This is a genomic window from Paenibacillus athensensis (assembly GCF_004514475.2).
Classification (GTDB): domain Bacteria; phylum Bacillota; class Bacilli; order Paenibacillales; family NBRC-103111; genus Paenibacillus_AL; species Paenibacillus_AL athensensis.
Genome location: NZ_MYFO02000017.1, coordinates 46,583 through 59,127 on the forward strand (window position 1 = coordinate 46,583; position 12,545 = coordinate 59,127).

Annotated in this window: 10 protein-coding genes and 1 riboswitch; of the genes, 9 read left to right on the forward strand and 1 reads right to left on the reverse strand. The window is 57.1% G+C overall.

Annotated features, from left to right (window positions below; all coding sequences use genetic code 11):
- Nucleotides 1–97 precede the first annotated feature (97 nt).
- The 9 genes from pyrR (at nt 98) to B5M42_RS22845 (ending at nt 11,251) form a co-directional block, all read left to right on the forward strand.
- Entirely contained in the window at nt 98–652 is a 555-nt protein-coding gene (gene pyrR / locus B5M42_RS22805) for a bifunctional pyr operon transcriptional regulator/uracil phosphoribosyltransferase PyrR (protein WP_167690191.1), read from the forward strand.
- Nucleotides 649–1,557, forward strand: coding sequence for an aspartate carbamoyltransferase catalytic subunit (locus B5M42_RS22810; RefSeq protein ID WP_134756165.1), 909 nt, complete (start codon nt 649–651; stop codon nt 1,555–1,557). The genes pyrR and B5M42_RS22810 overlap by 4 nt, the downstream gene beginning before the upstream one ends.
- Before the next feature lie 127 nt (nt 1,558–1,684).
- Entirely contained in the window at nt 1,685–2,965 is a 1,281-nt protein-coding gene (locus B5M42_RS22815; protein WP_134756163.1) for a dihydroorotase, read from the forward strand.
- Nucleotides 2,966–3,044: 79 nt separating this feature from the next.
- Entirely contained in the window at nt 3,045–4,217 is a 1,173-nt protein-coding gene (locus tag B5M42_RS22820) for a carbamoyl phosphate synthase small subunit (RefSeq protein WP_134756161.1), read from the forward strand.
- Nucleotides 4,204–7,410: a carbamoyl-phosphate synthase large subunit gene (gene carB, locus B5M42_RS22825; protein ID WP_134756159.1), complete on the forward strand. Its 3,207-nt coding sequence runs from the start codon at nt 4,204–4,206 to the stop codon at nt 7,408–7,410. The genes B5M42_RS22820 and carB overlap by 14 nt, the downstream gene beginning before the upstream one ends.
- A 14-nt stretch (nt 7,411–7,424) precedes the next feature.
- Entirely contained in the window at nt 7,425–8,168 is a 744-nt protein-coding gene (gene pyrF, locus B5M42_RS22830) for an orotidine-5'-phosphate decarboxylase (protein WP_134756157.1), read from the forward strand.
- Between the two features lie 150 nt (nt 8,169–8,318).
- Complete coding sequence (pyrE, locus tag B5M42_RS22835) at nt 8,319–8,960, forward strand: orotate phosphoribosyltransferase (protein WP_134756155.1); 642 nt, start codon at nt 8,319–8,321, stop codon at nt 8,958–8,960.
- A gap of 318 nt (nt 8,961–9,278) precedes the next feature.
- A riboswitch (cyclic di-GMP riboswitch) is annotated at nt 9,279–9,374 on the forward strand.
- Nucleotides 9,375–9,394: 20 nt separating this feature from the next.
- The gene (locus B5M42_RS22840) at nt 9,395–9,601 is read left to right on the forward strand and encodes a putative motility protein (protein ID WP_167690188.1); all 207 of its coding nucleotides are present in this window, start codon (nt 9,395–9,397) and stop codon (nt 9,599–9,601) included.
- Nucleotides 9,602–9,793: 192 nt separating this feature from the next.
- On the forward strand, nt 9,794–11,251 hold the full coding sequence (locus B5M42_RS22845) for a stalk domain-containing protein (RefSeq protein WP_167690186.1): 1,458 nt from the start codon (nt 9,794–9,796) through the stop codon (nt 11,249–11,251).
- A gap of 120 nt (nt 11,252–11,371) precedes the next feature.
- On the opposite strand, the gene B5M42_RS22850 is transcribed toward B5M42_RS22845, so the two are convergent.
- Nucleotides 11,372–12,250: a LysR family transcriptional regulator gene (locus B5M42_RS22850; protein WP_134756149.1), complete on the reverse strand. Its 879-nt coding sequence runs from the start codon at nt 12,248–12,250 to the stop codon at nt 11,372–11,374.
- Between the last annotated feature and the right edge of the window lie 295 nt (nt 12,251–12,545).

A 12,545-nucleotide genomic window follows, 5' to 3' on the forward strand; every position in this document is an offset into this window, starting at 1 on the left:
GACAAACATCCTGAACGCCGTTCTATGTTCGCGCGCACAAACTCCTTGCCGATCGACGGCAGGGAGTTTTTTTCTTGAGCGAAGGAGGGAGCGGGCAGTGAACGAGACGGCTGTACACACAATCATGGACGAGATGGCGATTCGCCGGGCTCTGACACGGATTGCGCATGAAATCCTGGAAAAGAATAAGGGCGTGGAAACGTGTACGCTAATCGGTATTCGCACGCGCGGCATTTACTTGGCCCAGCGGGTCGCGGAGCGGATTCTGGAGATTGAAGGCGAGCCGGTTCCCGTCGGGGAAATCGACATCACCTCCTACCGCGACGACCGGATTTCCGTGAAGTCGGTAGAGGGCTTGCCGTGCGGCGGCTCGCTGCACATTCAGGACCGCAAGATCATCCTGTTCGACGATGTGCTGTACACCGGACGAACGGTGAGGGCGGCAATGGACGCGCTGATCGATCTGGGCAGGCCGCAGATGATTCAGCTTGCCGTACTGGTCGATCGCGGACATCGCGAGCTGCCGATCCGGCCGGACTACGTCGGCAAAAACGTGCCGACCTCCAAAAGCGAAAGCATCGAGGTGCTGCTGTCCGAAATCGACGGTAAAGATGAAGTGATTATTCTTCAACAGAGGGGGAAACAGGAGTGAGCATTGTGGAAGCTAGAGCGACCAAGCATTTTCTGGGACTGAAAGGGGTCAGCGCGTCGGAGATTGCGAGCATTCTCGACCGGGCGGCTTACTGGGAGCAGTACCCGACGAAAGTGACGAACCACCTGCAAGGGAAATTCACTGCCAACCTGTTTTTCGAAAATAGTACGAGAACGCGCTTTTCCTTCGAGCTGGCGCAAAAACGGCTTGGCGCCGAGGTGCTGAACTTCTCGGCCGCCGAATCCAGCGTGCAGAAGGGCGAATCGATCTACGATACGGTGCGCACGCTGGAATCGATGGGCATCGACGCCGGGGTGATCCGGCTCAAGCCGATCGGCGTGCTGGCCGAGCTGGCCGAGCGCATCAAGGTGCCGCTGATCAACGCCGGTGACGGCAACAACGAGCACCCGACGCAGGCGCTGCTCGATCTGTACACGATGCGCAAGCATTTCGGCGACCTCAAGGGGCTGACGGTGTCGATTATCGGCGATATCCTGCACAGCCGCGTAGCGCGCTCCAACCTGTGGGCGCTGCAGACGATGGGCGCGAAGGTGCAGTTCTGCGCGCCGGTTAATATGCAGGCTCCGGAGCTGGCCGAGCATGCGCCTTACGTGAGCTTCGAGCAGGCGCTCGCCGCCGACGTCGTGATGATGCTGCGCGTCCAGCTGGAGCGCCACGAGCACGGCATGCTGCGCTCGGCCGAGGAATACCGTGAGCACTACGGGCTGACGGCGGAGCGGGTTGCCCGCATGGCGCCGCACGCGATCATCATGCACCCGGCGCCGGTCAACCGCAACGTCGAGATCGACGACGAAATCGTCGAGCACGAGAAATCGAAGATTTTTACGCAAATCGCCAACGGCGTGCCAATCCGCATGGCCGTCATCGAGCGGACGCTGTCATAAAAAACGGTGAACAAGCTTGCAGCGCATACGGAAACATCATCCGCCTGCTCCGCTGATGTTCACCAAGTTTTTCATAGAAGCTGTTTAAAGTAAAGTATTAAACGGGATATAAGCCAAGGAGGATACAATGGGCATTTGGGTAGTGAACGGTTTTACAGTCAATGCGTTGGACGAGCGTGTGAAGCGTCACTTTTTCATCGAAGACGGCAAGATTGCAAAGGTTCTGGAGGCAGACGGAGCAGCGCCGGATACGGCCGGTCACACGGTCATCGACGCCGCAGGCAAGCTGGTTGCGCCGGGCTTTATCGACATGCACGTGCATTTGCGCGAGCCGGGCTTCGAGCATAAGGAAACGATCGCTACGGGCACGCGCTCGGCGGCGCGGGGCGGCTTCACGACTGTGGCCTGCATGCCGAATACGCGGCCGGTCATCGACACGCCGGAGACAGTTCGCTATATCCTCGATAAAGCGGCCGAGGCGGGCGGCGTACGCGTGTTGCCTTACGGCAGCATTACCAAAAACGAGCTCGGCCGCGAGCTGACCGATTTTGCTGCGCTGAAGGAAGCGGGAGTCGTCGGCTTCACGGACGACGGCGTCGGCGTGCAAAGCGCGCAAATGATGAAGGACGCGATGGCTTTGGCCCATTCGATGGACATGCCGATCATCGCGCACTGCGAAGACAACACGCTGGTCGAAGGCGCGCCGGTGACGGACGGGGCTTTTGCCCGCAAGCACGGGCTCAAGGGCATCCCGAACGAATCGGAAGCGATCCACGTCGGCCGCGACGCACTTCTGGCCGAAGCGACGGGCGTGCATTATCACGTCTGCCACGTCAGCACCGAGATGTCGGTCCGGCTGATTCGTCTCGCCAAGCAAAACGGCGTGCGCATCACCGCAGAGGTATGCCCGCATCATCTGCTGCTGTCCGATGAAGACATTCCGGGCCTGGACGCCAACTGGAAAATGAACCCGCCGCTGCGCACGCCGCGCGATGTGCAGGCGGTCATCGAAGGTCTGGAGGACGGCACCATCGACATCATTGTCACCGACCATGCGCCGCACAGTGAAGAAGAGAAGGAAAAGGGTATGATGCTCGCGCCATTCGGCATTTTGGGCTTTGAAACGGCCTTCCCGCTCCTGTACTCGAAGTTCGTAGCCACAGGCAAATGGACGCTCGGCTTCCTCGTCGAGCGGATGACGGCCAAGCCGGCCCAAGTGTTCGGCCTGCCGTACGGCACGCTTGAGGTTGGCAGCGCAGCCGATCTCACCGTCGTCGATCTCGACACGCCTCGCGAGGTGTTGAAAGAAGAAATTGTTTCGAAAAGCAAAAACACGCCGTTTATCGGCTGGCAGCTGCAGGGCTGGCCGGTCGCAACGATAGCATCAGGCAACATCGTCTGGTCGTAAGCCGCAAGAGAGCGGCGGGGCCGGATTTCGGATGAAAAGCAAGATAAGCGGTTTGACAAAAGTGAAGGAGCTGAAAAACATGCAGGCAAGATTGTTGCTGGAAGACGGCACGCTGTTTACTGGAAAATCATTCGGTAGCGAGGGCGACTCCGTCGGCGAGGTTGTATTCAATACGGGAATTACCGGATATCAGGAGGTGCTCTCCGATCCGTCCTACTGCGGTCAAATCGTGACGATGACGTATCCGCTCATCGGCAACTACGGTGTGATCCGCGATGATTTCGAATCGGTGCGTCCGTTCATCCACGGCTTCGTCGTGCGCGAGCACGAAGAAGTGCCGAGCAACTGGAGAGCGCAATACACGCTGGGCAGCCTTTTGAAAGAATACGGCATTATCGGCATCAGCGGCATCGATACCCGCATGCTGACCCGCAAAATCCGCCATCACGGCGTCATGAAGGGGCTGCTCACGACCTCGAACCGCTCGGTAGCGGAGCTGACCGAAATGCTGCGCGGCGAAAAGCTGATCACCGATCAGGTAGCCCGCGTCTCCACCAAAAGCGTATTCGGCGCACCGGGCCACAAAGAGCGCATCGTGCTGGTTGACTTCGGCGCAAAAAGCGGCATCATCCGCGATCTGAGCAAGCGCGATTGCGACGTTGTCGTCGTGCCTCACACAGCGACGGCTGAGCAAATCCGCCGACTTGCTCCGGACGGCATCCTGCTGTCCAACGGCCCTGGGGACCCGAAAGACGTGCTGCACGCCGTCGACACGATCAAGCAGCTGTTGGGCGAATTCCCGATCTTCGGCATTTGCCTGGGACACCAGTTGTTCGCGCTCGCTTGCGGCGCCGACACCGAGAAGCTGAAATTCGGCCACCGCGGCGGCAACCATCCGGTCAAGGATCTGATTTCCGGCCGTTGCTACATCACTTCTCAGAACCACGGCTACACGGTGAAAGAGGAATCGATTGCCGGCACCGAACTGGAAGTGACGCATATCAACAACAACGACCGCACGGTCGAGGGCTTGAAGCACAAGACGTACCCGGCCTTCTCCGTTCAGTATCATCCGGAAGCGGCTCCGGGACCTTTTGACTCAAGCTACCTGTTCGACGATTTTCTGGAGATGATCCGTTCTTATAAACAGCAGCATCCGGCACAGCCGCGCCAAGCGCAATTGCTGGCCGACTGGCAGTCGACTGCCGCAGCGGTAAGCGAGAAGGGAGAATTGCAATATGCCAAAAAATAAAGAACTCAAAAAAATTCTCGTGATCGGCTCCGGTCCGATCGTGATCGGCCAAGCGGCCGAGTTTGACTACGCGGGCACGCAGGCTTGCCAGGCTTTGAAAGAAGAAGGCATGGAAGTCGTTCTGATCAACAGCAACCCGGCCACGATCATGACCGATACGAATATGGCCGACAAAGTATATATCGAGCCGATTACGCTCGACTTTGTGACGCAAATCATCCGTCAGGAGCGCCCGGACGGCTTGCTGCCGACGCTCGGCGGTCAAACCGGCCTGAACATGGCCGTAGAGCTGGCGCGCGCAGGCGTGCTGGAAAGCGAAAACGTCAAGCTGCTCGGCACGCAGCTGACGGCGATTGAAAAAGCCGAAGACCGCGACCTGTTCCGCGACCTGATGCGCGAGCTGGAGCAGCCGGTGCCGGACAGCGTCATCGTGACGACCTTGCCGGAAGCGCTGGCCTTCGCCGAAGAGATCGGCTTCCCGATCATCGTGCGTCCGGCGTACACGCTGGGCGGTACGGGCGGCGGCATCTGCGCCAACGTCGAAGAACTGACCGAGACGGTCGCTTCCGGTCTGCGCTACAGCCCGATCGGCCAATGTCTGGTCGAGAAAAGCATCGCCGGCATGAAGGAAGTCGAATACGAGGTTATGCGCGATGCGAACGACAACTGTATCGTCGTGTGTAACATGGAAAACTTCGACCCGGTTGGCGTACACACAGGCGACTCGATCGTTGTGGCGCCAAGCCAAACGCTGTCCGATCGCGAATATCAAATGCTGCGCTCCGCGTCGCTGAAAATCATCCGCGCGCTGAACATCGAAGGCGGCTGCAACGTGCAGTTCGCGCTTGATCCGCACAGCTTCCAATATTATGTCATCGAAGTAAACCCGCGCGTCAGCCGCTCCTCGGCGCTTGCTTCCAAAGCAACCGGCTACCCGATCGCCAAAATGGCGGCAAAAATCGCCATCGGCTACACGCTGGACGAAATCGTCAACCCGGTTACGGGCCAAACGTATGCTTGCTTCGAGCCGACGCTCGATTACATTGTATCGAAAATCCCGCGCTGGCCGTTTGACAAATTCACGGCTGCCAACCGCAAGCTCGGCACGCAAATGAAGGCGACCGGCGAAGTGATGGCGATTGGCCGCACGTTCGAGGAGTCGATCCACAAAGCGATCCGCTCGCTGGAAATCGGCGTACACCGCTTGTTCCTGAAGGAAACCGACCTGCTCGACCAAGAGACGCTGGAGTTCCGTTTGCAAAAGCCGGACGATGAGCGCTTGTTCCTGATCGCCGAAGCATACCGCCGCGGCTACACGATCCAGCAGCTGCAGGATTTGACCAAGATCGACTGGTGGTTCCTGACCAAGCTCGAAGGGCTGATCAAATTCGAAGCGGAAATCGCCAAGGAGCTTACGCCGGAGCTGCTGCTTGAAACGAAGCGCAAAGGCTTCACGGATCGGGCGATTGCCGAAATCCGCAGCTTGGCCGGCTGCTCGACGCTGATCGTCGAAGCAGAAGTGCGCGCGTTCCGCCTGAAAGCAAATATCAAGCCTGTATATAAAATGGTCGACACCTGCGCCGCGGAATTCGAAGCGACGACGCCTTATTACTACTCGACCTACGAGCAGGAGGACGAAGTCACCGACTCGGCGAAGCAGAAAGTCGTCGTGCTCGGCTCCGGTCCGATCCGGATCGGTCAAGGCATCGAATTCGACTACTCCACGGTTCATGCGGTGTGGGCGATTCAAGCCGCCGGTTACGAAGCGGTCATTATCAACAACAACCCGGAAACGGTATCGACGGACTTTAACACGTCCGACCGGCTGTATTTTGAGCCGCTGTTCTTCGAAGATGTGATGAACGTGATCGAGCGCGAGCAGCCGATCGGCGTTATCGTGCAATTCGGCGGCCAAACGGCGATCAACCTCGCCGCTCCGCTGTCCCGCGCCGGCGTTCGCATTCTCGGCTCGGATCTTGCCAGCATCGACGCTGCCGAGGATCGCAAGAAATTCGAAGCACTGCTGCGCAAGCTGGAGATCGCTCAGCCGCCGGGCGGCACGGTGACCTCGGTCGACCAAGCGGTCGGCACGGCTGCCCAATTCGGTTATCCGGTGCTCGTTCGTCCTTCCTACGTGCTGGGCGGGCGCGCGATGGAAATCGTCTACTCCGACGAGGAGCTGCTGAGCTACATGGAATATGCGGTGAAAATCAATCCGGAGCATCCGGTGCTGATCGACCGCTACATGCTTGGCAAGGAAGTCGAAGTCGACGCAATCTGCGACAAGGAAACGGTGCTCATCCCGGGCATCATGGAGCATGTCGAACGCGCCGGCGTTCACTCCGGCGACTCGATTGCGGTATATCCGCCGCAAACGGTCTCGGCTGAGATCAAGGCGCAAATCGTCGACATCACGACGAAAATCGCCCGCGAGCTGCAAGTGGTCGGTCTGGTCAACATCCAGTTCGTTATCTTCAACGAGCAGGTGTACGTGATCGAGGTGAACCCACGTTCCTCTCGTACGGTGCCATTCCTCAGTAAAGTCACGAACATTCCGATGGCGAATGTTGCGACCCGCGTCATCATGGGCCAAAAGCTCGCCGACATGGGCTACGAAAGCGGTCTGTGGCGCGAAGACGCCTACGTGTCGGTCAAGGTGCCGGTGTTCTCGTTCGCGAAGCTGCGCCGCGTAGAACCGACGCTCGGACCGGAGATGAAATCGACGGGCGAAGTGATGGGCCGCGATACGAATTTTGCCAAAGCGCTGTACAAAGGCTTGATTGGCGCAGGCATGAAAATTCCGCCGGCCGGCTCCGTGGTCGTCACCGTGTCGGACAAGGATAAAGAAGAAGCGGTGGAAATCATGAAGGGCTTCTACCGTCTGGGTTACAAAATCGTCGCTACGGGCGGCACGGCGAAAGCGCTGGAAGCGGCCGGACTGCCGGTGAACACGGTGCACAAGCTGAGCGAAGGCTCGCCGAACATTCTCGACCTGATCCGCAGCGGCGAAGCCAAGTTCGTGGTCAACACGCTGACGAAGGGCAAAACGCCGGAGCGCGACGGCTTCCGTATCCGCCGCGAAGCGGTTGAGAACGGCGTGGTGTGTATGACATCGCTCGATACGGTGCGCGCGCTGGTCAATATGCTGGAAGAGATTAACTTCTCCTCCCGCGCGATGCCGGTCTACTCGTAAGGAGCTGCTGCGCGATGACGACAAGCTTGAGAACGCGCGCAGAAGCGGCCGGACGCATCATGGTCGCGCTTGACTATCCCTCGGCAGAGGGTGCAGGGAAGCTGCTGGAGCAGCTTTCCGGCATTCCCTGCTATATGAAGGTGGGCATGCAGTTGTTTTACGCTGCGGGGCCCGGTTTTGTCGCCAGCTTGAAGGACAAGGGCTACCACGTGTTCCTCGATCTGAAAATGCACGATATTCCCAACACGGTCAAAGGCGGGGCGGAAAGCATCGCTCGGCTCGGCGTCGATGTGTTTAACGTGCATGCGGCGGGCGGCAAGCTGATGATGGAAGCGGCGCTGGAGGGCGTGGACAAGGCGCTGACGGGCCTGGGAGCCGGTGCGGCGCGGCCGCTGGTGATCGGTGTGACGCAGCTGACCAGCACAAGCCAGCAGGTGCTTAACGACGAGATCGGCTTGCCGGGTACGGTCGAGCAAGCGGTCGTGCGCTATGCCCGTCTGGCCCAGGAGGCCGGACTGCAAGGCGTCGTGGCTTCTCCGCTGGAGGTTACGCAGATCAAAGCGGCGTGCGGCGCAGGCTTTGTAACGGTGACGCCGGGCATTCGCCCGGCCGGAGCGGAGCTTGCCGACCAGACGCGCGTGATGACGCCGGCAGCGGCTTTTGCCCAAGGTACGGATTACGTGGTGATCGGGCGGCCGATTACCGGAGCTGCCGACCCGCGTGCTGCGGTGGAAGGGATTATCGATTCGCTCGTTTAGAAGCCCGGTGAAAAAGGGAAGTGGCCTTCGGTCGATAGCGGTTTCCACTCGCTGTTCCAACTGGCTATCGACGGTCCGGCCACTTTTTCACCGCACTTTTAGAAGTGTTCCCATATTGGTGTAAGTAGAAGGAAGGAGCGGAGAAGAGTCATGAATCAACTCGAAACCATTGCGGGAAAAATTGCCGCCTCCCTGCTGGAGATCGGAGCGGTATCGCTGCGTCCGCAGCAGCCGTTCACATGGACGTCCGGCTTGAAATCGCCGATTTATTGCGACAATCGCTTGACGATGTCGTACCCGCACATCCGCGAGCTGATCGCCGACGGCTTCGCCTCGCTTATCCGCGAGCGGTATCCCGACGCGGAGGTTATTGCGGGTACGGCAACAGCCGGCATTCCGCATGCGGCATGGGTGTCCCAGAAGCTGGGGCTGCCGATGATCTACATTCGCGATAAAGCCAAAGGCCACGGCAAAGAAAACCTGATTGAAGGCTCGGTCAAGCCCGGTCAAAAAGTCGTCGTCATCGAGGACTTGATTTCGACGGGCGGCAGTTCGATCAAAGCGGCGCTGGCCGTGAAGGATGCCGGAGCGGAGCCGCTGGGCGTGCTGGCGATTTTCTCGTACCAGCTCGACAAGGCCACGGATGCGTTCCAAGCGGCCGGCGTGCCGCTGGCAACGCTCTCGAACTACGGGGCGCTGCTGGAGGTAGCGGTCGAGAATGGCACGATTCAGGAGTCCGACCTTGCCCAGCTGCGTTCCTGGAGAGACAATCCGGCGGAATACGGCAAGTAAGCGCCGGTTTCTGCGCAACTAGAAGGCTGCTCTGTGCCCCTGCTACGCTGTCGGAGCCGGAAATGTGGCAGGCGGCCTGCCTGAGATGTGCTTGAGAGCTGTATATGGCTGCAGCTTGGCTTACTCGCATCGCTGTCTTTGCGAATGAACCGGGAACATCGTCTTGCATGGTGGTGGCTGCGCCTTGCGGCCGATGCCAAACGATCCAGCCCTGTTTGCGAACCCCGTCGAAGCGGCGGGACGCGGCAGGGCTTTTGTCTTGACCAAATTGTCCCAAAGTCCTATACTGAAATAGTGCCGGGCTTTCAAGGCGGCACATCGCGAAAATGGCAAATTGCATGAAAATGCAAGACGCAAAGCTAGAGGGGCTTCCCGGATCGGTTGAACGATGCCGGCTGCCAGCCAGCTGCCGAACGATGGAAGGAGGAATACGCATGAGCGTTAACGCTGCGTTGTCCGCTATTGGTAGCGGAGATGCGTTACGGCAAGCGATCGGCATTCAGATGCTGAGCAAGGTCAAGGACACGCAAGCCGGTCAAGCCGGTACGCTGCTGCAGGATTTTGCTCAAGCCCAGCAGCAGGTCAAAGCTGCCGCTTCGGCTACCCCGCATTTAGGTCAAAGCATTGATGTTCGCGTATAATTGAAAATGAACGCAATCATATCCCGTCTTTTGGAAAGACGGGTTTTCTTTTTGCCGGATGGAAAGAGTGAACGTTACGATTGTGCTGTCGCGGTGTTTTTACAACTGAGCGTATGGTTCTGCAATTTGTACAACCAGTTTTTTCTTGGTATAATCTACCGTGGATTTATGTTGGAGAGGAAGGCAAACATCTTGAGAAAAAGTAAAACATTTCTACTGGCAGTTGGCGTGCTTGCTTGCGCGTTATCCCTGCCGGATATCGTGAATGCCGCATCACGTTTGCCGTCAATTCTCATTGTCTTGAATGGTCACAAGCTAGTAGGCGAGGGATCGCCGTATTTGGAGAGCGGAACAACGATGGTGCCGTTCCGGGCCATATTCGAAGCACTTGGTTTGTCGGTCCGCTGGAATGAGGCAAGCCGAACTGTTGTTGGTACTAAAGAGGATTTGACGATTGAACTCCAAATAAACAACAAGAAAGCTAAGCTTAACGGACAGGAAATCACCATCAGCGAGTCACCTGTCATCCATGAGGGCGTCACGTACGTTCCACTGCGTCTTGTTGGTGAAGCCGCCGGAAAAACAGTAATGTGGGATAGTCGCGCGCTGACGGTGCACATTTCCGACTCCGCAGACCCAATTGATCCTGTAACTGCAACCAACGACTCAGTTGAGCTTGCTCATCGTAACAGCGTGAACAAGCTTGCGAACTGGAACAAATACTCTACAGTTATTATCGATGGGGAATGGATGTATTTCCAAAATTACACTGACAGGTCAAGATTGTATAAATCCAAGCTGGATGGATCGAACTTGCAAAAGCTCAGCAATAAGGTGTCTGTGAGTTATATGTATTTGTCCGAAGATCGACTGCTTTTTCAAAGCACGGAGTCAACGTACGAGGATGACGTGATCTATCAAATCAAGACGGATGGCAGTGACGAAGGCATACTGCTCAATGAGAATGTGGTTGATTGGCAGGTTGTGGGCGACTGGATTTATTACAATTCGAGAAATGTTCGGGCCCAAACGCCTTTCGAACCGACCCCGCCGGGTTATTTCAAAAAAATTCATCTTGATGGCACGCAGGAAACGCTCTTGTCCAACGAGGTGGGAAACTTTTTCATTAAGGATAGTTTCATTTATTATAAACAAGTTGCTCACGAATCGGGACTCAATGTGATTGTTACCAAATCCAAGCTGGAGGATTATGGTAGCGATCCCCAAATGTTGGGTGAATTGGACTATTTGGATAGCATGGATCTTCAGGTTTATGACAATAAGATGTACTACACAACGAAAAGTCCTGAAACTCAGTTACCCACTCTTTACGAAAAAGATATGAGCTCCGGTGCAGTGAGAACGGTGAGAAGCAACGTTAAATTGTTTACGATCAATGATCGCGGCGAAATTTTTTTCATTGATCGATCTGCCCCTACATTTCCTTTCTGTAAAATGACAGTCGACAATAATCAGGTTATAGTGCTTTCCGACGATTCGGTAGAAAGCTTCTATGTATTCGATGACTGGATTGCTTATTACAGCTCGTTTTTTGCTCCCGCCAATGAGGATGATCTGGATTTTAAGCGGAACTTTAATATCATGAAAGTGGATGGTTCAAGTCAACGAGTCTTGATGAATGTATTATAATTCAATAAGCAAACGATCTGTCGTATGGCGTTGTTTGCGGCCGGCGGACTCCGTTCAGCGGGGAGCCGGCTTTTTGCATTGTTCGTTGAAGAGTTGGACGAACGCTTATTGAGGTATGGTTTAATCACATTCTTGCTGCAGCATACCGATCAGGCCGGCGAGCGGCTGCGACAGCCATTTGCCCGGATGCCGGACAAGCTGCAGCTCAATGTGCAGGTCGTCGGCGAGCGGTATGGCCGAGAGCGTGCCTTGCGTCAGCTCCTGCTGTACGGCGATGGCCGGAAGCAAGGCGATGCCAAGTCCGCTGCGCACGCACTGCTTGATCGCTTCCAGGCTGGCCAGTTCGAAGACGAGGCGGTAGGCGATGCGGCGCTCGCGGAGGAGCTTTTCGAACAAACTGCGATAGATGCAGCTCTGCTCGGTTACGATCAGCTCGCTGCCCTGCAGTTGCTCGAGCGTAGCTGGCGCGTCTATGCCGGCGAGGGGGTGTCCCGGGGCGGCGACGAGCACCAAAGGCTCCCGGCGCAGCGGAATGCAAACCAGTTGCGGGTCAGCGGGGCTTGCGTCCAGCGTCAAGCCGATGTCGCAGTCGCCGTCTTTGACGGCAGCGATCAGCGAAGCTTCGCTTTCGGTAAGCAGTTGAACGGACAAAGCCGGAAACTGCTGGCGAAGCTGCTGCAAGTAAGGCGGAATGTAATAGGCGGCCAACGAATCGATGGTGCCGACGGTTAAGGTACCGCTGACCTCCGAGGCGATCCGTTCCTTGGATTGATCGTAGAGCTCCAACATATGCGAAGCGAGCGCAAGCAGCGTTTCGCCGGGCGGCGTCAGGCGCAGCTTGCGACCGAAGCGCTCGAACAGCGGTACGCCGTATTCGCGCTCCAGCTTCTGGATTTGCGCGGTGACGCTCGATTGGGCGTAGCCGAGCTGCTCGGCGGCACGCGTGAAGCTGGAGCGGCGGGCGACTTCGCGAAAGGTGCGGAAGTAGACCAGGTCCATAGGAGCGCCTCCTTTTATCATCGATATTTTCGATGCATATGATCATTTATTATAGATAACTCCGATGCAAAAATCCATGTTAAAGTAAGCTGTAACGTCCGGTGAAGCGCTGGCAGCGGAACCGTTCAGGACCGCCTTATCCAAATCTGCACCGTGCTCGACTCCCGGAGCGCGGTGCGGGACGTACGACGGCCGGTATGTCCGCCTGCGGAATCCGCTGTTAAACAGCTGCCGTTCGGACTTGCGGTCGGCATTGTGCTCCGGCAGTCGCGCGGTGCGGAAAGATCGGGGTTAG

Coding starts and splice junctions, on each gene's coding strand:
- B5M42_RS22815 (WP_134756163.1), top strand. CDS start 1,685: ATGGGCATTTGGGTAGTGAACGGTTTTACAGTCAATGCGTTGGACGAG.
- carB (WP_134756159.1), top strand. CDS start 4,204: ATGCCAAAAAATAAAGAACTCAAAAAAATTCTCGTGATCGGCTCCGGT.
- B5M42_RS22850 (WP_134756149.1), bottom strand. CDS start 12,250: ATGGACCTGGTCTACTTCCGCACCTTTCGCGAAGTCGCCCGCCGCTCC.
- B5M42_RS22840 (WP_167690188.1), top strand. CDS start 9,395: ATGAGCGTTAACGCTGCGTTGTCCGCTATTGGTAGCGGAGATGCGTTA.
- pyrE (WP_134756155.1), top strand. CDS start 8,319: ATGAATCAACTCGAAACCATTGCGGGAAAAATTGCCGCCTCCCTGCTG.
- B5M42_RS22820 (WP_134756161.1), top strand. CDS start 3,045: ATGCAGGCAAGATTGTTGCTGGAAGACGGCACGCTGTTTACTGGAAAA.
- pyrF (WP_134756157.1), top strand. CDS start 7,425: ATGACGACAAGCTTGAGAACGCGCGCAGAAGCGGCCGGACGCATCATG.